This is a genomic window from Brevundimonas sp. UBA6550 (assembly GCF_002434505.1).
Taxonomy (GTDB): domain Bacteria; phylum Pseudomonadota; class Alphaproteobacteria; order Caulobacterales; family Caulobacteraceae; genus Brevundimonas.
The window spans coordinates 346,406-367,212 of record NZ_DJKE01000008.1 but is presented as its reverse complement, the minus strand read 5'-3'; the positions used below and the strand labels follow the sequence as shown (position 1 = coordinate 367,212).

The window sequence follows — 20,807 nt, the reverse complement described above, 5'->3', positions numbered from 1 at the left end:
GCCGTCAAACGACGCCGCCTTAACGTAAAAGGTTAAGGCTCGCCATGGTCGTCAGCCGCTCGTCTCGTCGATGAAACCGACTGGCCGGCGCCACGTCAGCTTGCCCAATCCATGCTGGGTCAGCAGTCGCCACCTGAGGCGAGAGGTCGAGCCGCGCTCCAGCGTCAGCCAAGACAAGACGCCGCCGACGGCCGTCTGGATTAACCCTTTGACGAATAATTCCGTCCGCGCCAGCGCCGGACGCCGCGCCCCATCGACGTAGATCGAGACGTAGTGTTGCGTTTCGCGACGGGTGCGGATCAGCCGATAGGGGATCGCCGTCCGATTTCGGAACACCATTTCGGTGACGCGCGCGCGGGCCGCCCAGACGATGCGCCGCCCCTGACGATGCAGCCGCACGAACAGTTCGGCGTCCTCGCCCCCCGCATCGCCGAAGGCCTCGCGCATGGCGGCCTGGCCGTCAGGAAAACACCGCTTCATATCGAAGATGGAATTGCCGGTGCCCAGGCCATAGCGTGGTCGCCCGGACGGTCCGGTCAATTCGATTTCCGCCAGATCGGCCAGACCTAGATCTCGCACGAACTGGCGACCCTGCGGATCATAGGCCGGCGGCGCGCCGTCCTCGAACACGGCGAAACGGGGGCCCACGGCGATGTCGGCGTCCGTGGCCTTCAGCGCGCCGACCAGGGCGTCGGTCCAGTCGGGATCGGCTGTCTCGTCGTCGTCGATGACCGCCAGCCAGCGCCCGCGCGCCTCCCTGAAGCCGCGATTGCGCAGAGCGGCCATGTTGCGCGTCAGGTCCGAAACGTAGCGGATCGGCCAGGGTGAACCGGGGGCCAGCGCCGCGACCACCTTCTCCCCTGCCCCGGCCGGATGGTTGTCCACCACGACGATTTCCATCGCCAGACCCAGGCTGTTCGTCTGCGCCAGACACGACCGCAGCGTCGCCTCCAGCCCCTTGGGCCGATCATAGGTCAGTATGGCCAGCGTCAGGTCGGGCGCCGCCTGGCTCACGCCGACGTCTCCGCGATGAAGCCGATGGGCGCGCGCCAGGTCAGCTTGCCCAGGCCCTTGGCCATGCCGATCCGGTGATCGTAGCGATGCTTGCGGTCCAAAAACTCGCCCGTCACCACATAGAGGCCGGCGTGGACCGTCGTCTGCGCCAGACCGAGCAGGGCTACCTTGGCCGTGGTCAGAGGTTTGTTGTCGCTCGTGTCGATCCGGCACACGGCATAATGCTGCGAGCCGCGCTTCATGCGCGTGATCATATAGTCCGGCCGCGCGCGGCTGGTCTCGATGAACTCCCGCACCACGGCGTCGGGGCACCAGACGAAGCGGCGCCCCGCCATCGCCAGGCGAAAGAGCAACTGCGTGTCCTCGCCGTTGGCGTCGCCGAATGCGACGCTGAACGGCTCTGACCCCTCCAGACACGTCGCGACCCGGAAGGCCGCGTTGCCGCTGCCCAATCCCTTGCCACGCTTGCGCAGCCGTCCGAACATATGGATTTGCTCGTCCGCCAGCATCTGGAAATCGAGGGTATAGCGCCACCCTTCCGGGTCCCAATCCGGCGCGCGTCCGCCCTCGAACTCAGGCAGTTTGGGACCGAAGGCCGCATCGGCGCCGGTGCGATCCAGACAGGCCGTCAGGGCCGCCAGCCAGCCGGTCTGCGGCTCTTCGTCGTCGTCGATGAAGGCGACGTAGCGGCCTTGCGCGGCGGCGATCCCCTTGTTGCGAACAATGGAGATGTTGCGGCGCGGATCGGCCAGATAGGTCATGGCCACGCCCGTCTCGACCGTCAGCCGCTCGACCAACCCCCGCGCCAGTTGATCGGGGTGGTTGTCGACGACGATGATCTCGAATCCGCCCCAGTCGCCACCCTGAACCACGCAGCCGCGCAGCGTACGCTCCAGCAGATGCACCCGGTCATAGCTCAGGATGACGACGCTGATGTCCACGCTCATGCGCCGGTCCCCCGCAGCACCACCCCGGCCGTGCGGATCAGGATCCAGACATCCAGACCCAGCGACCAGGTCTCGATATAGCGGATATCCAGCCGCACCCATTCGTCGAAGTCGTTGATCCGATGGCGCCCCTCGACCTGCCACAGACAGGTGATCCCGGGCTTGACCGCCATCTTGCTCATCTGGAACGGGGTGAAGCGCTCATATTCATGCACGCGCGGCGGGCGCGGCCCGACCAGGCTCAGGTCACCCTTCAGCACGCTCCATAACTGCGGGAACTCGTCCAAGCTATAGCGCCGCAGCACACGCCCAAGCGGGGTGATGCGGGGGTCGTTCTCCATCTTGAAGGCCGGGCCACGCATCTCGTTCTGGGATTGCAGCGCCTCTTCCTGGCGGTCGGCGTCGATCCCCATGGTTCGGAACTTGTAGCCTCGAAAACGGCGGCCGCCCTGCCCCACCCAGTCCACGCCATAAAGCGCCGGTCCCGGCGACGTGGCCTTGACCAGGACGGCGATGGCCAGCAGCAACGGCGACAGCGCGACCAGCAGGACGACGGAAATCCCGATATCCATCAGCCGCTTCAACGCCAGTCCCAGGCGCACGTCGCGTCCGCCCGCCAGACGCGGCAGGGCGGGTTTTTCGTTCGACAATGGCAAGGCGGCGTCGCTCATGCCGCCCCTATATCAAGAACCACGCCAAGCCGCGCGTCGCCGTTAACGCGGCAAGCGAATTGCAGTTTGCTCCGGCGCAACGCAGAACGGTCGCATCATGAACAGCCTGTCGCCCACCAGCCGTCTTCAGCCGCAGCCCGAGTTGCGCTTCGCCGGCCTGCGGTTCCATCCGATGACGACGGACCAGACGGTGGCGGCGTTGGCGGCGCGTCCGGCAGACCTGCCCTTCGACATCCTGATCACGCCGAACGCCGAACACGCTTGGCTGCGCCGCAAGGACGCGGCGTTCGACCGCATCAGCGCCCGCGCCTGGCTCAGCACCAATGATAGCCGCGTGTTGCGCAAGGCCGCCGCCATCGGCGGCGTCGACCTGGGCTTCGCACCCGGCTCCCATGTGGTCGAGCGATTGTTCAAGACCGTGATCGCCCCCGCCGACCCCATCACCATCATCGGCGGAGACGCTTCGGTCATCGCCGACCTGGTCCGTCAGTTCGGCTTGACGCGCGTCGCCCACCACAATCCGCCGATGGGTTTCATCCACGATGCTGCAGCGGTTCAGACGGCGGTGGAATTCGTCGTCGCCCACCCTGCCCGCTTCGTCTTCATCGCCATGGGGCCGCCCCAGTCGGAAAAGCTGTGTCTGCGCGTCATCGAAGACGAGCGATCGACGGGCCTTGGCCTGTGCATCGGCAGTTCGATCACCACCCTGATCGGCCGCACCCCGCCCGCGCCCCAGTGGATGGAGGATCGCGGACTGGTCTGGCTTTATCGTTTGCTGCGCGAGCCGGGTCGTTTGTGGCGCCGCTATCTGGTGCGCGGCCTCTATGGGCTGGGCCTCGGTCTGATCGATTCCCTTGCCTTCCGCCTGCGGCTCAAGTCCCCCAGTGCGCGTGACTGACACCGCTCGCCTTCAGGATTGGCAGGGGCGTCTGGATCAGGACGCGCGCCGACGCGGCGTGCAGGTCGACCGCCTCATCGCCCTGTGGGCCGGCGCAGTGCTGGTCCTGATGCTGCTCTATATCTGCATCGGCCCCAATCCCTATCAGCACGAAATCCTCGTCGATCCCCTGACCGGCGGGGCAGAGGCGTCGCCGGTGAACCGGCTCGTCTGGCTCGGGCTGTTCGGCCTTTCGGCGCCGCTGCTGTGGTTCCGTCGTCAGGCCCTGCCGGCCATGATGTTGAAGCTGCTGCCGCTTCTGGTCCTGTTCGCCTGGTTCGCCCTGACGACCCGCTGGGCCCTGGACCCCGCCGTCTCCACGCGCCGGCTGATCCTCTATGCCATCAATCTGTTGATCTGCGTCGCCATAGCGGTCGGTATGGGCGACAGTCGGCGATTGCATCTGGCGATGGCGACAGGGTGCGCGGTGCTGGTCGGCGTCGACATCCTGTCCTGGATCGCGGCTCCCGGCGTGTCGATGACGCCGCTGGGTCTGGCCGCCATCCATTCCCACAAGAACACCCTGGGCGCCGTCATGCTGCTGGCCGGTTTCGTCTGCGGAACCTACGCCTGGTCACGGATCGACTGGCGGGGGGGCGCCTTCTGGTGGGGCGTCACCGTCCTGGCCCTGGTGCTGCTGGTCGCCAGCCTGTCCAAGACCAGCATGGGTCTGTTCGCCGCCCTGGCCTGCGCAACGCCGGTCATTGTTTCCCTGATGGCTCAGCGCCGTATGGTGCGGTGGGGTCTGATCGCCGTCGTCGCCCTCATGGTGGCGGGCGTCGCCTTCGGCTGGCTGGCCTACTGCCTCGTAGTCGGCGCCGATCCCTGGGCGCCCTTCGCCGGCATCACTTTCACCCAACGCACCGAAGTCTGGGCCTTCGTCTGGGACGAGTTCGTCAAGCGGCCGATCCAGGGCTGGGGTTTCGGCTCGTTCTGGGACATCGACCCGACCGTCCAACCCAGCCTGCAGACCGACGCCTGGTTCGCCCAGCCCGACGCCTACACCAACGAAGCCCACAACGGCTTCCTGGACCTGGCGGTCACGACCGGCCTGATCGGTCTGACGGGGGCCGTCGTCGTTCTCATGCGCTGGATTTTCGGCGGGCTGATCCTGATCCGCGACGCCGTGGGCGGCGATCGTGGACGACTTGGCGCCGCCATTCTGCTGGGGGTCTTTCCGCTGATGGTGTTCGGCCACAACTTCATGGAAAGCAGCTATTTCACCGCCAACTCCATCTTCGGCACGGTGCTGTTGCTGCTGGGGGTGGAGATTGAGCGGCGCTTCATCCGCGCCTGAGACGCGGGATCAACACGATCAGTACCGCCAGCATGGCCGCCGCCTCCAGCGCCTGTCCCGCCGCCGTACCCAGGATCGCGCCGGCCGGTCCCAGCCGGCCGATGCCCCACAGGACCCCGACCGCCGCGACGGCCGAGGCCGAGGCGTTGGCGATGGCCAGGGCCTTGAACGCCTTCAGGATCTGCAGGCCCGTGCTGACCACCACCTGGACGAAGCCGAACGCCACGCTGAGCCCCCACAGCGGCAACATCCAGCGGGCGTCGGCGTATTTGCCGTCGAACGCCAGGCCGGTGATCATGGGCCAGGCCGCCCAGACCAAGCCCGCCCAGATCAGGGCGAAGGCCGCGCCCGCCATGCCCGACATCGTCAAGAGCCGAACATAGCCGCGCCAGTCGTCGGCCTCGCGCCGCGCCACCAGATCGCTTCTCGCCGCCATGCTCCAGGACGAGGCCAGCAGGGGAACGGGCCGCAGAAACGTCTGGCTGAACGACAGGGCCGCCAGAACGCCCGGCCCGTAGGCGGCGCCTGCGGCGAACACATAGAACCGCGCCAGAACTTCGGTGCTCGACACCCCCAGGAACAGCCAGCCGGATTGCCGGCCATACGCGACATAGCCGGGCAAGGCGCTGATCAGCCCGGCCCACAACCCCCTGCTGGCCCGCGCCAACCCGACCAGCCCCACGACCGCATAGGCCGCGCCCATCAGGGCCAGCACATGTTCGGCCTGCAAGGGCCGAAAAACCGTGGCTCCCAGCGCCAGAAACGCCGCCGCGACCGCCAGCACCGCGCCCGTCTGGACCGTCGCCGCGGCCGGTTCGCCTCGGCTGAACAGAGTCAACCTCACATATTGCTGCAACAGATAGGCGGGCACGAACAGCACCGCCGTCCACACCCCGAACGGCCCATCGCCGGTCATCAGCCCCACCGCCACGGCGGCGCCGGCCGCGACCGCCAGCCAGAAGCACACCGTGGCGCCCAGCATCAGCCGCTCGGTCTCGAACCGCACGGCGTCCAAGCCCCGCCCGTTGGGCAGAACCTGCAGATGCGCCACGCTGACCGCGTTCTGCACGCTGGCCAACACATAGGCGACCGAGAACCACAGCACGCAGGCCCCGAAATGGTCGGGCGTCATCACCCGCCCAAGGACCAGCACCACGCCCAGGTTCAGCAGCGAGAACAGGCCCTGTTCGACGATGGCCGTCAGATAGGGCGACGCGCGGCCGATCCGCCCCGCCAGCGCCCTCATCGGAAGCGGTTCAGGTCGTAGCTGAAGCCGAAGTTGAAGGGCAGGATGCCGTTCAAATATTGCCGGACGAACAGATTGACCTCGGCGATGGCGCTGCGCGGCACGAAGATCAGATCGCCCGGATGCAGCAGGAAGTCTTGCTGCGGGTCGGTGTTCAGCAGGGCCTTGGCGTCCACGGTCCGCGACGTCAGCCGGCCGTCGGCCACGCGCCGCAGCACCACGACCTTGCCCGTCCCGGCCGTCTCGGCGAATCCGCCGGCCGCGAAGATGGCCTGGGCCGTGTTCATCTCGCCGCGAATCTGAACCACGCCCGGCGTCTTCACCTCGCCTCCGACATAGATCTGCGACGCGCCATAGGTCGACACGCTGATCTGAACCTGCGGATTGCGCAGCACGCCGGCATAGGCCTCCGTCAGCCTCTGGCTGGCGTCGCGCACGGTCATACCGCCGACCGGAACCGGCCCGATCACGGGAAACACGCCCTGCCCGTCCGGCCCCAGCACCACGTCGGCGTTCAGCCCGTCCTCGACCAGAAAGCCCAGCCGCAGGGCGTCGCCCGCCGCCAGCCGGTATTGATAGTCGTCCTGGCCCCAGGGTGCGAAATCATAGGGTTGGGCCTGCCCCCGAACGCCGCCGCCGGAGGCGCAGGCAGCCAAAAACAGCACCAGGGCGATCGCGATCGTGCGCCAGACGGCCATCGGGGTTCCTTGTCGCGGACCGACTCGCACGCCGCCGCCTGCGCCATCTTTCTGTTTTTCACCGACAATGCCAAGGCCGGACTGGCGTTGCGGCTCCGACTCAGGGCTTTATGAGGCAGGCTGACCGGCAGCCTCGCCCCCCGTCGGCGGGATCGTCCTGCTCAGAGCCGCGTATTGACCGACCAGACGCTGAAACTCGAAGACGACCAACGCCCCAGAAACGCCGGGGCGGCGATCACGATTCGCGAGTTGGCGACGCCGGTCTTCTATCACTGGCGCAAGGCGTTGATCGCCTTTCTGATCCCTGTTCTGCTGGCCCTGGCCGCCGCGACCCTGGCCCAGCCGATCTATACCGCCCAATCGCGCCTGCTGATCCTGCTGGGCGACGACTATGTGTTCCGCCGCTCCGTGGGCGAGGACGCGACCGGCAATCCGCAAACCTTCGACCGCGCCCAGATCGTCCATGCCGAAATGGAAATCCTGGGCTCGCGCGAGATCCGCGAGAAGACCCTGACTGACATCGGCCTGACGCGCGTCTATCCCAAGGCGAAGGCCGGCCCGGCGGGCATGAATGCGGCCCTGGAACAGCTGGGCCGCGACCTGACGATCGAAAACGTGCCCCAGTCCAACACCATCGAGGTGCGGCTGCGCCATCGCGATCCCAAGGTGGCGGCCGACTTCGTCAATCGCCTGGTCCAGAACTACATCGCCAGCCGACGCGAAATCTTCCAGCGCGCCGACAGCGCGGCCGTCAACGATCAGCAACGCGGCCTGTCCGATCAACTGGCCGCCACCGAGGCCCAGATCGCCGACCTGTCGAACCGCTACGCCATCGGCGACTACGATCAGGAAATCCAGGGCGTCCAGTCGCAGCAGACCGCCCTGACCGCTCAGTTGGCCGCACAGGACCAGTTGATCGCCACCGCCGCCGCGCGCGCCGACCGCCTGGCCCAGCAGCTGCGCAACGCCTCGGCTCAGATCGCGCTGAACACCGACGACACCCGCTCTCAACAGGTCACGGCCCTGACCGACAATCTGATGCTGCTGCGCGAGCGTCGTCGGGTCGCCGCCGCCCGTTATGCCGACGGCTATCCGCTCGTCGTCGAACTGGATCGTCAGATCGCCGACCTCGAAACCCAGATCGCCGCCGCGCCCCAATCGCAAACGACGCTGGTCCGCAGCGGCCCCAACCCCGTCAGCCAGCAGATCGAGACCCAGCTGGCCACCACGCGCGGCGAACTGGCCGGTCTGCAGTCTGGACGCGCCCAACTGTCCGACGCCCTCGGCGCCGCGCGCGGACGCTTGGCCAGCCTGGTCGAGATCGGGCCGCGCTATCGCGAACTGACGCGCCAGCGCACCCTGACCGAAACCGCCTATCGCAGCGTTTCCGAGAACGCCGAGGATTCGCGGCTGCAAAGCTCCATCGCCGGGGCCAACGCCAATGTGCGGGTCATCGAGGCGGCCCAACCGCCGACCAGGGCCCGCACCGGCCGCCTGCTGATCCTGGCCGCAGGTCTGGTCGTCGGAACCCTGGCGGCGCTGGCCGTGATCATCGTGTCCGCCGCCGCCTCGCCGGTCATTCTGACGCCGCGCGATGCGGAGGTGCGTCTGCGCGCCCCGGTCCTGGCCACCGTGCCGCTGGGCGAGGACGACGACAGCCCCCTGCCCCGCTGGCGTCCGCTGACGTCACGACTGACGGCGGATCAGGCGGCGCTGATCCTGCGTCGTCTGCGCGAGACCGCCGACGGCCAGGCCGCGCTTGCGGTCATCGGTCCGGAGGACGGCGTGGGCGTCACCAGCATCGCGCTGGACCTGGCCATGGCCTCGGCTTTCCGGTCCGGGGTCGAGACCCTGCTGATCGACGCCGAACCCCGAGAGGACGCCAGCGTCGCCATGGCTATCCACGGCCTGGGCGGGCGGCTGACCAACATCCCCGACAGCCCCTATGTGCTGCGGGTCGAGGACAGCAATCTGTATGTCACCACGCCGATGACGCGCACCGGCTCGAACATTTCCGAGGCGCGCTGGCGCAACTTCGTCGATGGGGTCAAGACGCGCTTCCCGGTCGTGATCGTGGACACGCCCTCGCTGCACCGATCCTCCGCCGCCCTGCTGCTTGCGCCGCTGACGGACCTGTCGCTGGTGGTGATCGAGGCCGAAGAGACGCGCACGGCTGTCGCCGCCAATCTGATCGAACGGGTCGCGGCGGCGGGCGGGACGGTGGCGGGCGTCATCCTCAACATGCGCCGCTTCCACATTCCGCGCTTCATCTACACCCGCATCTAGCGCAACGCCGCCAGGGCGCGGGGCAGGATCTCGCTGAGGTCGTCGGCGATCAGCCCCGGCCCGAATCGATCCGCCGCATCGCTGTGGATCCAGACCGCCGCCGAGGCCGCTTCGAAGCTGTCCATCCGTTGCGCCGTCAGCCCGCCGATCATCCCGGCCAGCACGTCGCCGCTGCCGGCCGTGGCCAGCCAGGGCGAACCGTTCGGATTGGATCGCACCCGCCCATCGGGCGACGCGACCAGGGTTTCGGCCCCCTTCAGCACGATCACCGCCTGGGTTCGACGGGCCGCCTCGACGGCGGCGGCCTCGCGCCCGTTTTTCAGCAACCCTGGAAACAGCCGTTCGAACTCGCCTTCGTGCGGCGTCAGGATGTCGTCCCGGTCCAGCAGACCGATCAACTCGGCCGTCCCTCCCTTGAACACCGACAGGCCGTCGGCGTCGATCACCAGCACCGCGCCGGTGGACGCCAGCGCATGGATGTTGGCCACGGTCGCCTCGTCGGCGCCGGCCGCCGGGCCGACCACGACCGCATCGGCGTTGCTCGCCTCGCGTCCCAGCGCCTCAGCCGATGCGAAGGGCGTCAGCATGATCGCCTGAACGGCCGGAGCGATCACCGCTGCGGCGTCCGGCGGGCAAAGGATTCGCACCACGCCCGCGCCCATGCGCAGACCCGCCCGCGCCGCCAGCCGCGCCGCGCCCGTGTGATGCGCCCGACCCGACACCACCACTAAACGCCCCCGAGCATGTTTATGCGTTTCGGCGCTCGGCCAGGGCAGAAAACTGCGCCACAGCGCGGGGTCGTTGGTCTGCATTGTCCGCCTTCCGATTATCCGTGGCTTTTCTGCGAAAACCGCTTGCTTTAAGCGCCCTTGGTGTGTCCCATTCAGGCCCGAGCGCCGCTGCATTTCGTGCGCCGCTCAGGGGTCGCCATGAAGAAGATCGAAGCCATCATCAAGCCCTTCAAGCTGGATGACGTCAAAGAGGCGCTCCAGGATGTGGGCGTGCAAGGCATGACTGTGCTGGAGGCCAAGGGATATGGCCGCCAGAAGGGTCATTCCGAACTGTATCGCGGCGCCGAATACGTCATCGACTTCCTGCCCAAGATCAAGATCGAGGTCGTCGTCGCCGACGACCTGGCGCCCGCCGTGGTCGAGGCCATTCAGACCTCGGCCCGCACGGGCAAGATCGGCGACGGCAAGATCTTCGTGTCCGACGTCGCCGAGGTGATCCGCATCCGAACCGGCGAAACGGGCGCACAGGCCGTCTGACTTCGACTACCCCTCCCCGGCCTCGGCCCTCGGGTCGTGGTCCGGTCTCCTCCCCAAAACGACAAGAAAACAGGACTTCCGAGAATGAGCGCCAGCAAGATCCTCAAGGAGATCAAGGAAAAGGACGTCCAATATGTCGACGTCCGCTTCACCGACACGCGCGGCAGGCTGCAGCACGTCACCTTCGACGTCGATCTGGTCGATGAGGATTTCTTGAACGAAGGCACGATGTTCGACGGCTCGTCCATCGCCGGCTGGAAGGCCATCAACGAGTCCGACATGCTGCTGAAGCCGGACCTGACCACGGCCTACATCGATCCGTTCTACCAGCAGACCACGATGTTCCTGTTCTGCGACGTGCTGAACCCGGACACCAACGAACCCTACAACCGCGACAGCCGCTCGATGGCCAAAAAGGCCCTGTCCTATGTGCAGTCGTCGGGCGTGGGCGACCAGGTCTTCTTCGGCCCGGAAGCCGAGTTCTTCATCTTCGACGACGTGCGCTGGTCCACCCAGCCGCACGACACCGGCTACAGCTACGATTCGACCGAACTGCCCGCCAACACCGGCGCGGAATACTCCGAGGGCAATATGGGCCACCGCCCCGGACCCAAGGGCGGCTATTTCCCGGTCAACCCGGTCGATTCCGGGCAGGACCTGCGCGGCGAGATGCTGGGCGTCATGCGCGACCTGGGCCTGCAGCCCGAGAAGCACCACCACGAGGTGGCCCCGGCCCAGCACGAACTGGGTCTGAAGTTCTCCGACCTACTGACCATGGCCGACCGCCTTCAGCTCTATAAGTACGTCATCCACAACGTGGCCCACGCCTACGGCAAGTCGGCGACCTTCATGGCCAAGCCGATGTTCGCCGACAACGGCTCGGGCATGCACGTCCACATGTCGATCTGGAAGGACGGCAAGCCCCAGTTCGCCGGGGACCAGTACGCCGGCCTGAGCCAGGAATGCTTGTGGTACATCGGCGGCATCATCAAACACGCCAAGGCCATCAACGCCTTCGCCAACTCGACCACCAACTCCTACAAGCGTCTGGTGCCCGGCTACGAAGCTCCGGTGAAGCTGGCCTATTCGGCCCGCAACCGTTCGGCCTCCATCCGCATCCCGCACGTTTCGTCGCCCAAGGCCAAACGTCTGGAAGCCCGCTTCCCCGATCCGATGGGCAACCCCTATCTGACCTTCGTGGCCCTGCTGATGGCCGGTCTGGACGGGATCGAGAACCGCATCGATCCGGGCGCGCCCGCCGACAAGAACCTCTACGACCTGCCGCCGGAAGAGCGCGGCTCGATCCCCGAGGTCTGCGGCTCGCTGCGCGAAGCGCTGGAGAATCTGGACAAGGACCGCGCCTTCCTCAAGAAGGGCGGCGTCATGGATGACGACTTCATCGACAGCTATATCGAGCTGAAGATGGAAGAGGTGATGCGCCTGCAACTGCATCCGCACCCGGTCGAGTTCGACATGTATTACAGCTGCTGATCGCAGGATCGGCGTGAAAGACGAAGGGCCGGGGATCGCTCCCCGGCCCTTTTTCATGTCTCGGATGGGCTGGCGAATGCGACGCCCGCGCCTCTCTATCGGATCCTCAGGCGATCTCGGCTTCCAGCGCGTCAGCCTTGCTGCGCCGCAGTTCGATCAGCCGCACGCACCAGATGGAGACCTCGTAGAGCAGCACCATGGGCACGGCCAGCATCAGCTGGCTGATCGGATCGGGCGGGGTCACGACGGCGGCGACCACCACGACCGCGACGATGGCGTAGCGGCGCCCCGACGACATCAGCTTTGAGTTGATCAGGCCCGCCATCCCCAGCAGGGTCATGACGACCGGCAGTTGGAAGCATAGGCCGAACGCCAGAAGCAGCGCCGTCACCAGGTTCAGATAGTCCGACACCTTGGGCAGCAGATTGGCCGCCACCCCGTCGCCGACGATCTGCTGGCTCAGCGAGAACCACATCACGAAGGGCAGCATGACGAAATAGACCAGCGCCGCTCCCAATAGGAACAGCAACGGCGCCGCCACCAGGAACGGCAGGAAGGCCCCCCGCTCGTTGCGATAAAGCCCGGGCGCCACAAAGCGATACAGCTGCCAGGCCAGCACGGGGAAGGCCACGAACACCGCACCGAACCCGGCCAGCTTCATCTTGGTGAACAGGATTTCCAGCGGCGCCGTATAGATCAGATTGACCGTGTGGCCGTTGACGTGCGGCAGCGCCTTCAGCCCGGCCGTGCCCAGGATCAGGTCCAGCGGCGACACGTGGCCATGCGGACCGACCGACGAATAGAAGGCCTGGGCCGCCACGAACGGCTTGACCAGAAACAGATAGATCGGCTCGGAAAAGGCGAAACAGCCGATGAAGCCGACCGCAAAGGCGACGACGCAGATCAGCAGCCGCCGACGCAGCTCGATCAGGTGGTCCATCAAAGGCGCCCGCGACGCCTCGATCTCGGCTTCGTCACGATCGGACAGGGTCAAAGATCGACAGCCTTCTTGCGCGCGACCTTGGGCTTGGCGGCCTTGGCCGCAGCGGTCTTGACGGTCTTGGTCGCAGCCGGTCCGGCCGCCTTCTTGGGTTTGTCCGAGGCCGTCTTCGGCGCCTTGGTCTTGGCGACAGTCGCGGGCTTCGCCGCAGCCTTCCTCGCGGCCGGCGTGCGCCTGGCTGCTGGCGCGACTGCGGGTTCGGCGCTCGTCGACGCGCCGACATCGGGCCATTCGTCGGCTGCTGGCGTCATCACCGGCGCTTCGGGCGCGGGCGCCGGCAGGGGCGTCGATGTCGTCGGCCCAGTCAGCCCGGCGTTGATGTCCTTGAACGCCGCATCGGCCTCAGGCCCCAGCGGATACATCGCCCCCTGCCCGGTCCGTAGCGCCTCGACCTCCTTGCGCAGATCGTCCAGTTCGGACTGTCGCGCCATTTCGTCGAAGCTGGTGCGGAACTCATTGGCCATCGCGCGCGCCTTGGCCACCATCTGGCCGACGCGACGCATCAGGATCGGCAGATCCTTTGGCCCCACGACAAGCAGGGCCACGATGCCGATCACCACTAATTCGAAACCCCCCACTCCGGGGGCGAGCCCGCCCATGCGTCAACCCTTACAGATGACGACTAGCGCTTCAGCTCTTCCTTCTCCGCCTCGGTGCGCGGCAGCGAGCTGACGCCCTCGTGCGGGCCGTCTTTTTTGTCCTCGTCCTTCAGGCCGTCCTTGAAAGCGCGGATGCCCTTGGCGGCGTCGCCCATGATGCCGGACAGCTTGCCGCGCCCGCCGAACAGCAGCGCGACAACGACGATGACGATGGCCCAGTGCCAGATGCTCAGCGAGCCCATGGCGTATTCTCCTCGCGGGGATCGGTCATCCGATCCCATCCACTCTTATTCGACCCGCATATAGGCGCAGTCATGGCGTCTCGCCAAGGGAGGCTGTAGGCCTGCGCGACCATGAGTCCCTCCGATCACGTCATCATCCACACCGACGGCGCCTGCAAGGGCAATCCCGGCCCCGGCGGCTGGGGCGCCGTGCTTCAGGCGGGCGGCGGTCACGAGAAGGAACTGTGGGGCGGCGAGCCCAACACCACCAACAACCGCATGGAGCTGATGGCCGCCATCATGGCGCTGGAGGCCCTGAAACGGCCCTGCAAGGTCGAACTGCACACCGACAGCAAATATGTGATGCAGGGAATCACCGAATGGATGCGCGGCTGGAAGGTGCGCGGCTGGCTGACGGCGGACAAGAAGCCGGTCAAGAACGCCGACCTGTGGCAGCGACTGGACGCCGCCCGCGCGCGCCACGACGTCAAATGGCGCTGGGTCAAGGGTCACGCCGGCCATGAGCTTAACGAACGCGCGGACCAACTGGCGAATCGCGGCGTGGCGGAGCTGAAGGCGCGCTAGACAACCTCGACTTCTTTCTCCGGCTCGGACGGGCGGCGGCGGATGCGCGATCCGCTCATGACCGCGCCGAACAGGGCGGCGATGGCGGCGATCTGGAATCCGTGCCGCACGCCCGTCTGCGGCGCGGCCGACAGCAGAAAGGCCACGACCACGGCGCCCATCGACTGACCCAGGACGCGGGCGGTGCCCAGGGCGCCGCCGGCCGCCCCGGCCCGCTCGCGCGGCGCCTCCGACAGCATGGCGCGGTTGTTGGGCGACTGGAAGAAGCCGAATCCGGCCCCGCACAGGGCCATGCGCCAGACGATGTCGAAATGCGATGCGTCGGCGTCCAACAGGCTCAGCGCCATCAGCCCGCAGGCGAACAGCGTCAGCCCCACGGCCCCCAGCACGCCGGCCGAATATCGGTCCGACAAGGCTCCGGCCAGCGGTGCGGCGAACATGGTCCCCAGCGGCCACGGCGTCATCAAAAGCCCCGTTTGCACCGCGCTCAGCCCCAGCGATCCCTGCAGGAAGAAGGGCAAGGCCACGAAGGCCATCATCTGGGCGGTGAAGGAAATGATCGACGTCGCCACCGACAGGGCGAACATCGGTCGCGCCAGCAGGTCCAGCGGGATCAACGGCGTCTTGCTGGGCTTCTCGTGCCGGACCAGCAGGACGCCCGCCGCCAGTCCCAATCCCGTCAGGCCGAAACCGAAGATCGACGCCTCGCCATGCGCCAGCGCCTGCATCCCGGTGATGACGAAGCCGAAGGCGGCCGCGCTCAACAGCGCGCCGACGATGTTCAGCCGCCGCTTCTGCAGCGGATTGTGCGGCAGGGTGAACCCCGCCATCGACACCGCCAGAACGCCCAACGGAATGTTCAGCGCGAACAGCCACCGCCATTCGCCGAAGCCCAGGATCGCGCTGGCGATGGTCGGGCCGGCCGCCGCGGCCATCGACACGATCACCGCATTGATGCCGACCGCCCGTCCCAGCAATCGCTGCGGATAGGTGAAGCGCACCAGCGCGCCGTTCACGCTCATGATGCCGGCCGCGCCGAATCCCTGCAGCACCCGCGCCAGGCTCAGCATCAGGATCGAATCGGACAGGGCGCAGGCGATGGACGCCAGGGTGAAGACCGCCAGACCGACCTGGGACACGCGGCGATACCCCACGATCTCCCCCAGCGACGCCAGCGGCAACAGGGCCACGACGATGGCGATCTGGTAGGCGTTGACGATCCAGATCGAGGCCGCCGCAGACGCTTTCAGGTCCTGGGCGATGGATGGCAGGGCCACGTTGGCGATGGCGCCGTCCAGCACGGCCAGGGTGATGCCCAGGCCGATGGAGACGATGGCCCAATAGCGCCGGGGCGTGGGCAGGCCGTCGACTGCGACATTCTGGCTGGTCATCTCACGCCAACGCCGCGACAGCGTAACGGTTCAGACGCCGGCGTGAACCGTCAGGCGCGAGCCGTCGACACGCTTGACCACGACGTCCTGCCCCTCGCCCGGCGCCTCGCCCTCGATCTCGGCCGACCATTCGGCGCCGGAAACGAAGACCCGGCCGCGTCCGTCAACGAAGGCCTGGACCACCCTGGCCCTCTGGCCGATCAGGCGGCTGTCGCGGTCGTTGATGTCGGGACCGTCGGGATTGGCCTTGGCGATCAGTCGGCGCGACAGAAGGGTTGAGATGACAGTCAAAATGGCGAACACCGCCACTTCGCCGGGCAGGCCCAGCCGCACGCCCGCCGCCGTCATGACCGCGACGACCCCGGCCGAGACAGCGGGCCACAGCAGCCATTCGGTCGAGAACATCGCCTCCACCGCCAGCAGCAGCACGCCCACGGCCAGCCATATCCAGAACGGCTGGGCGACGTAGAAATCGGCGAGCGCAGTCATCGATCAGCTTCCTAAGGGGATCAGGCGGAGGGCGGGACGCTGCCGGGCGCAGGACGACGCGGCGGGGCCGGACGCGCGGGCGCGGCCGTGGGTCCGTTCTGCTGCTTGGCCAGGCCGACCATCTCGCCGATGCCGGCGATGGTGCCGACCAGGGCGCCCATTTCGGCGGGCACGATGACGGTGCGCTGCTGCGGGCTGCGGGCCAGTTCGGCGAAGGCTTCGACGTATTTCTGCGCCACGAAATAGTTGATGGCGTTCACGTCGCCGCGCGCGATGGCCTCCGACACCATGGCGGTGGCGCGGGCTTCGGCCTCGGCTTCGCGTTCGCGCGCCTCGGCGTCGCGGAAGGCGGCTTCCTTGCGCCCCTCGGCCTGAAGGATGGCGGCCTGTTTGGCGCCCTCGGCGCGGGCGATGGCGGCGGACTTCTCGCCGTCGGCCTCGGTGATGACGGCGCGGCGCTCCCGCTCGGCCTTCATCTGGCGGGCCATGGCGTTGGTGATGTCGGTCGGCGGCGTCAGGTCCTTGATTTCGATGCGGTTGACCTTGACGCCCCAGGGTTCGGTCGCGGCGTCGATGACGTGCAGCAGGCGGGTGTTGATGCTGTCGCGCTGGCTCAGCACCTCGTCCAGCTCCATCGAACCGACCACGGTCCGCAGATTGGTCATGCACAGCTGCGAAATGGCGTAGGGCAGATCGTCGACGCGATAGGCGGCGCGGGCGGAATCCATCACCTGGATGAAGACGATGCCGTCCACCTTCACCATGGCGTTGTCCTTGGTGATGACCTCCTGGGTCGGGACGTCCAGCACCTGTTCCATCATATTCATGCGACGGCCGACGCGCTCCACGAACGGCGTCAGGAAGCCGATGCCGGGGCTCAGCGTCTTGGTGTATTTGCCGAAACGTTCGACCGTGAATTCACAGCCTTGCGGCACAATCTTGATCACGCTGATCAAGAGCACGATAGCCAGCAGCAGCACGACGCCGGCGAAGATGGTGGTCACGTCCATTCGGATCCTCCCTGAGGCGTCAAGCCTACCCGCTGCGCGCGAGCGGCGCCACAGAAACCGGCGGCGCCTGTTGTCTCAGGCGCCGTTTCGCCGCCGCCAAGCGCCGACCCGCGTCGCCACGTCGCGCTCGATATCGCCATAGAACAGGTTGTAGGGCTCGATCTTGCGCCGATCCGCCCAGCTTCCTCCAGCCGTCAGGAAGTCGGCGTCCGGTGCGCTGTGCCACAGCAGGCCGCCACGACATTCGGTCGAGATCAGCCGCCCGGTCAGGGCCGGCCGCGCGCCCCATTCCAGGCCGGTCGCGTTGGTCGCGCCGCTGTGCTGTCGGGCCTCGGCGGGCGGGTAAGCGGTCGCGCCGGTGACGGGATTGACGCAGATCGGCGCTGTTTCCAGCCCCACCAGTTCGCCTCGGTCGTTCCATTCCAGCGCGCGACGAAGGGCGCGGCGGGCGGCCGAATCATCGCCGTCCTGCACCGACATCCAGGCCACCAGACAGCCCGTCTGGTCGGCGGCGTCGCACGGCGCGATCCGTCCATCGAACATCTCGCGGCTGACCAGCGTCTCGATCAGATAGGCGGCGGCCAGACGGGCCTTCAGCGCCGGCCGCGCCTGCAACTCCTCGCGCACCAGTCGAGCCGCCAATTCGCCCCCCTGCTCCACCCCGGCGATGACGATCGGTCCCGTCGGATGGTTCTGCAGCCACAGATCGAAGGCCCGCTTTACGTCCCCATAGGCGAAGGCCCGGGCCTCGCGCGCGTCGTCGCGCAGCGTCAGGCGAGTATAGAGGCTGGCCTGTCGATACAGCGGCGCGCTGACCTTGGCTTCGCGCGCGAACGGCGAGGCGTAGTTCGGCAGCACGACCCGGCGCATATAGGCGTTCGCCCGCGCGTCATCGATGGCCCCGTTCCAGCCCGAACCGCCGTCGAACGTCGTCGGCATGACGAAGAAGACCGAGGCCTGATCCGACCGCCCGTCGTCCTGCAACGCCCAGGACAGGGCCGAACGATAGTCCGGCTCGGCCGGCGGCTCGTAGGTCTGGAACGGCACCTGGGGGTCCAGCCCGGCCCTCAGGATATCTCCGCTCCAGACGGCGACAGCGGCGGTCATCACGAAGACGGCGGCGAACCCCGCATAGCCGACCCATTGTCTGAAGGTCAGCCGGCGCATCAGCGGTACGGATCGGCCGTGGACAGGAAGTTCTGGACGTAGCGGCGCACGCCCTCTTCCAGCGGCGTCGATTGTCCCAGGAAGCCGGCGGCGCGAATGCGGTCCATGCGCGCCTGGGTGAAATACTGGTAGCGATCCCGGATCGAGACCGGCGTGTCGACATAGTCGATGGACGGATCCTTGCCCGCGGCGGCGAATGTCGCCTTGGCCAGGTCCGCGAACGACCGCGCCTGTCCCGACCCGGCGTTGAACACGCCCGACACCTCGGGCGATTGCAGCAGGAACTCGATGATGTCGACCACGTCGTCGACATAGACGAAGTCGCGCATCTGCCCGCCGTCGGCGTAGTTCGGATTGTGCGAGCGGAACAGGGTCACGGTCTCGCCCGCCTGCACCCTGGGCCAGATTTGGGCCACGACCGACTTCATCCCGCCCTTGTGGCCCTCGTTCGGGCCATAGACGTTGAAGAACTTCAGCCCGGCCCACTGGCGCGGCGCCTGCCCCCGATCCGCCTGTCGCACCGCATATTGGTCGAACAGCATCTTCGAATAGCCATAGGCGTTTAGCGGTCGAAGCTGAGACAGGGACTCCGCATCGTCGTCGTCGTTGAAGCCGGTCTCTCCATCGCCATAGGTCGCCGCCGACGAGGCGTAGATCATCCGCGCGTCACGGATGGCGCACCAGTCCCACAGTTCGCGCGACAGGGTGAAGTTGGTCCGCAGGATCAGGTCCGCATCCGGCTCCGTCGTCGAAGAGATCGCGCCCATATGAACCACGGCCTCGATCCGCTCGGCGTGGCGTTCCAGCTGTTCGAACAGCTCTTCGGGCGCCCAGAAATCCGCGATGGGATGTTTGGCCAGGTTCTTCCACTTGGCCAGATCGGCCGTTTCCAGACGATCGCAGACCACGACGTCATAGGCCGTCTCGGCCGTCAGGCGCGCCACGATGTTGGAGCCGATGAAGCCGGCGCCGCCGGTCACCACGATCATGCGCGGGGTCATTGCTGTTGTCCTGTCGCCGGCGCGGCCGGGGCGCCGGTGGTCATCTTCTCGATGGTCCGGGTGGTCGAGAAACCGTCCTTGAAATCGGCCAGCTTCACCTCGCCGCCCCAGCTTTCCACCAGATCGCCGCCCACCACGCCTTCGCGCCTATAGTCCGAACCCTTGATCAACACGTCCGGCCGCAAACGTTCGATCAGCGCCAGCGGCGTCGGATCGTCGAAACTGGTCACGCGATCCACGCTGGCCAGGCCGCCGATGACGACCGCGCGACTGTCCAGATCGTTGACCGGTCGCCCCTCGCCCTTCAATCGCCGGACGGAGGCGTCGGTGTTCAGCGCCACCACCAGCCGGTCGCACCAGCCGCGCGCCTGGGCCAGATAGGCGACGTGGCCCCGGTGCAGAATGTCGAAACAGCCGTTGGTGAAGCCGACCTTCAGCCCCTGACGCCGCCACGTCTCGACCTCGGCGGCCAGTTCGTCCAGCGGCGTGACCTTGGCGACGGCGGCGCTGGCGTGCTGGCTCACCTCGGCCTCGATCAGCTCGGCCGGCGTGACCACGGCGGTGCCCGCCTTGCCGACCACCACGCCCGAGGCCAGGATGGCGAACTGCACCGCCGTCTCCAGCGAGGCGCCGGCGCCCAGCGCCAGGCCGATGGCCGCCAGACCGGTGTCGCCGGCGCCGGAGACGTCGAACACCTCGCGCGCCCGGCCGGGGAAATGCTTCACCGGCGCGCCCCGTCTGGCCAGGCTCATGCCCTTGCCGGCGCGCGTGACGATAACGGCCTTGGCGGTCGTGGCGGCCAGCAGGGCCTCCAGCGCCGCCTCCACCTCTGCGTCCGTTCCGACCGGCAGACCCGTCGCCGCCGCCAGCTCCGAGGCGTTGGGCTTGATGACGTCCACCGCGCCGTAGCGGGCGAAATCCCGCCCCTTGGGATCAACCACGACCGGCGCGCCCGAGGCCTTGGCCGCCGTCAGGGCCGCCTCGATCAAGGCGTCCCCGACGACGCCCTTCGCATAGTCCGACAGAAGATAGACACAAGCGTCGGAAAAGGCGTCCGAATCCTCGACGGCAACCGGCGCCGCCTCGACGTCCAGCCGCAGCAACTGCTGTCCCGACGACACGAACCGCGTCTTGACGATGGTCGCCGCCCTCGCCGGCCTGACCAGCACATCCTCGATGCCCGCTTCGGCGGCGATCAGCGCGGTCAACTCCGCCCCCGCCGCATCGTCTCCGACCACGGCGCCCAGCCGGGCCACGCCCCCCAGGGCCGCGATGTTGCGCGCCACATTGCCCACGCCGCCGGGCATGGCGACGGTGCGCGCGGCGCGCAGGACCGGAATCGGCGCCTCGGGCGAAATACGGCTGACTTCGCCATAGACGTAGCGATCCAGCATCAGGTCGCCGACGCAGGCGATCTTCAGGCCGCGCACGCGCTCCAGCAGGCTTTGCAGGGCGCCCAGATCCAGGGTGTCAGACATTCGCCCGACCT

At 67.3% G+C, this 20,807-nt stretch carries 21 protein-coding genes; 6 read left to right on the top strand and 15 right to left on the bottom strand.

Features of this window, described 5'->3' with window-relative positions; translation table 11 throughout:
* Nucleotides 1–51 precede the first annotated feature (51 nt).
* From B3Z70_RS09695 to B3Z70_RS09685, 3 genes are read right to left on the bottom strand one after another with little or no spacing between them, the layout of a single operon-like run.
* Nucleotides 52–1,014 carry a glycosyltransferase family 2 protein gene (locus B3Z70_RS09695; protein WP_292019720.1) on the bottom strand — a complete coding sequence of 321 codons (963 nt, stop codon included), beginning with the start codon at nt 1,012–1,014 and terminating at the stop codon, nt 52–54.
* Complete coding sequence (locus B3Z70_RS09690) at nt 1,011–1,961, bottom strand: glycosyltransferase family 2 protein (RefSeq protein WP_292019723.1); 951 nt, start codon at nt 1,959–1,961, stop codon at nt 1,011–1,013. Before B3Z70_RS09690 ends, B3Z70_RS09695 begins: the two co-directional genes overlap by 4 nt.
* The gene (locus B3Z70_RS09685; protein ID WP_292019725.1) at nt 1,958–2,632 is read right to left on the bottom strand and encodes a sugar transferase; all 675 of its coding nucleotides are present in this window, start codon (nt 2,630–2,632) and stop codon (nt 1,958–1,960) included. Before B3Z70_RS09685 ends, B3Z70_RS09690 begins: the two co-directional genes overlap by 4 nt.
* Before the next feature lie 97 nt (nt 2,633–2,729).
* Here B3Z70_RS09685 and B3Z70_RS09680 point away from each other — a divergent pair, with 97 nt between their 5' ends.
* Nucleotides 2,730–3,530, top strand: a complete 801-nt coding sequence (locus B3Z70_RS09680; protein ID WP_292019727.1) for a WecB/TagA/CpsF family glycosyltransferase — start codon at nt 2,730–2,732, stop codon at nt 3,528–3,530.
* Nucleotides 3,523–4,866 (top strand): O-antigen ligase family protein, encoded by a 1,344-nt coding sequence (locus B3Z70_RS09675; protein ID WP_292019728.1) that lies wholly within the window; start codon nt 3,523–3,525, stop codon nt 4,864–4,866. The genes B3Z70_RS09680 and B3Z70_RS09675 overlap by 8 nt, the downstream gene beginning before the upstream one ends.
* Here B3Z70_RS09675 and B3Z70_RS09670 read toward each other — a convergent pair.
* Nucleotides 4,853–6,112, bottom strand: a complete 1,260-nt coding sequence (locus B3Z70_RS09670) for a lipopolysaccharide biosynthesis protein (protein ID WP_292019729.1) — start codon at nt 6,110–6,112, stop codon at nt 4,853–4,855. The two genes, B3Z70_RS09675 and B3Z70_RS09670, sit on opposite strands and share 14 nt — an antisense overlap.
* The gene (locus tag B3Z70_RS09665; protein ID WP_292019731.1) at nt 6,109–6,810 is read right to left on the bottom strand and encodes a polysaccharide biosynthesis/export family protein; all 702 of its coding nucleotides are present in this window, start codon (nt 6,808–6,810) and stop codon (nt 6,109–6,111) included. Before B3Z70_RS09665 ends, B3Z70_RS09670 begins: the two co-directional genes overlap by 4 nt.
* A 174-nt stretch (nt 6,811–6,984) precedes the next feature.
* Here B3Z70_RS09665 and B3Z70_RS09660 point away from each other — a divergent pair, with 174 nt between their 5' ends.
* Nucleotides 6,985–9,096 carry a GumC family protein gene (locus B3Z70_RS09660; RefSeq protein ID WP_292019733.1) on the top strand — a complete coding sequence of 704 codons (2,112 nt, stop codon included), beginning with the start codon at nt 6,985–6,987 and terminating at the stop codon, nt 9,094–9,096.
* On the opposite strand, the gene B3Z70_RS09655 is transcribed toward B3Z70_RS09660, so the two are convergent.
* Nucleotides 9,093–9,908: an NAD(P)H-hydrate dehydratase gene (locus B3Z70_RS09655; protein WP_292019735.1), complete on the bottom strand. Its 816-nt coding sequence runs from the start codon at nt 9,906–9,908 to the stop codon at nt 9,093–9,095. The genes B3Z70_RS09660 and B3Z70_RS09655 overlap by 4 nt on opposite strands.
* A gap of 117 nt (nt 9,909–10,025) precedes the next feature.
* Here B3Z70_RS09655 and B3Z70_RS09650 point away from each other — a divergent pair, with 117 nt between their 5' ends.
* Nucleotides 10,026–10,364 (top strand): P-II family nitrogen regulator, encoded by a 339-nt coding sequence (locus B3Z70_RS09650; protein WP_008261682.1) that lies wholly within the window; start codon nt 10,026–10,028, stop codon nt 10,362–10,364.
* A gap of 84 nt (nt 10,365–10,448) precedes the next feature.
* A complete protein-coding gene (gene glnA / locus B3Z70_RS09645; RefSeq protein WP_292019737.1) occupies nt 10,449–11,855 on the top strand; it encodes a type I glutamate--ammonia ligase in 1,407 nt (468 codons plus the stop codon).
* Nucleotides 11,856–11,961: 106 nt separating this feature from the next.
* Here glnA and tatC read toward each other — a convergent pair whose 3' ends face one another.
* From tatC to B3Z70_RS09630, 3 genes are read right to left on the bottom strand one after another with little or no spacing between them, the layout of a single operon-like run.
* On the bottom strand, nt 11,962–12,849 hold the full coding sequence (tatC, locus tag B3Z70_RS09640) for a twin-arginine translocase subunit TatC (protein ID WP_292019739.1): 888 nt from the start codon (nt 12,847–12,849) through the stop codon (nt 11,962–11,964).
* The gene (tatB, locus tag B3Z70_RS09635) at nt 12,846–13,454 is read right to left on the bottom strand and encodes a Sec-independent protein translocase protein TatB (RefSeq protein ID WP_292019741.1); all 609 of its coding nucleotides are present in this window, start codon (nt 13,452–13,454) and stop codon (nt 12,846–12,848) included. Before tatB ends, tatC begins: the two co-directional genes overlap by 4 nt.
* A gap of 23 nt (nt 13,455–13,477) precedes the next feature.
* Nucleotides 13,478–13,696: a twin-arginine translocase TatA/TatE family subunit gene (locus B3Z70_RS09630; protein WP_292019743.1), complete on the bottom strand. Its 219-nt coding sequence runs from the start codon at nt 13,694–13,696 to the stop codon at nt 13,478–13,480.
* Between the two features lie 111 nt (nt 13,697–13,807).
* Between B3Z70_RS09630 and rnhA the strand changes: the two genes are divergently transcribed.
* Nucleotides 13,808–14,260, top strand: a complete 453-nt coding sequence (rnhA, locus tag B3Z70_RS09625; RefSeq protein ID WP_292019745.1) for a ribonuclease HI — start codon at nt 13,808–13,810, stop codon at nt 14,258–14,260.
* On the opposite strand, the gene B3Z70_RS09620 is transcribed toward rnhA, so the two are convergent.
* The 6 genes from B3Z70_RS09620 to rfaE2 all read right to left on the bottom strand — a co-directional run bounded on the left by B3Z70_RS09620 (nt 14,257) and on the right by rfaE2 (nt 20,796).
* Entirely contained in the window at nt 14,257–15,651 is a 1,395-nt protein-coding gene (locus B3Z70_RS09620) for an MFS transporter (protein WP_292019747.1), read from the bottom strand. The two genes, rnhA and B3Z70_RS09620, sit on opposite strands and share 4 nt — an antisense overlap.
* A 30-nt stretch (nt 15,652–15,681) precedes the next feature.
* On the bottom strand, nt 15,682–16,140 hold the full coding sequence (locus tag B3Z70_RS09615) for an NfeD family protein (RefSeq protein WP_292019749.1): 459 nt from the start codon (nt 16,138–16,140) through the stop codon (nt 15,682–15,684).
* Nucleotides 16,141–16,160: 20 nt separating this feature from the next.
* Entirely contained in the window at nt 16,161–17,150 is a 990-nt protein-coding gene (locus B3Z70_RS09610; protein WP_292019752.1) for an SPFH domain-containing protein, read from the bottom strand.
* A 75-nt stretch (nt 17,151–17,225) separates the two neighbouring features.
* Nucleotides 17,226–18,317, bottom strand: coding sequence for a DUF3089 domain-containing protein (locus tag B3Z70_RS09605; RefSeq protein WP_292019754.1), 1,092 nt, complete (start codon nt 18,315–18,317; stop codon nt 17,226–17,228).
* Nucleotides 18,317–19,318 carry an ADP-glyceromanno-heptose 6-epimerase gene (gene rfaD, locus B3Z70_RS09600; RefSeq protein WP_292019755.1) on the bottom strand — a complete coding sequence of 334 codons (1,002 nt, stop codon included), beginning with the start codon at nt 19,316–19,318 and terminating at the stop codon, nt 18,317–18,319. The genes B3Z70_RS09605 and rfaD overlap by 1 nt, the downstream gene beginning before the upstream one ends.
* Nucleotides 19,315–20,796, bottom strand: a complete 1,482-nt coding sequence (gene rfaE2, locus B3Z70_RS09595) for a D-glycero-beta-D-manno-heptose 1-phosphate adenylyltransferase (protein ID WP_292019757.1) — start codon at nt 20,794–20,796, stop codon at nt 19,315–19,317. Before rfaE2 ends, rfaD begins: the two co-directional genes overlap by 4 nt.
* Nucleotides 20,797–20,807: the final 11 nt, after the last annotated feature.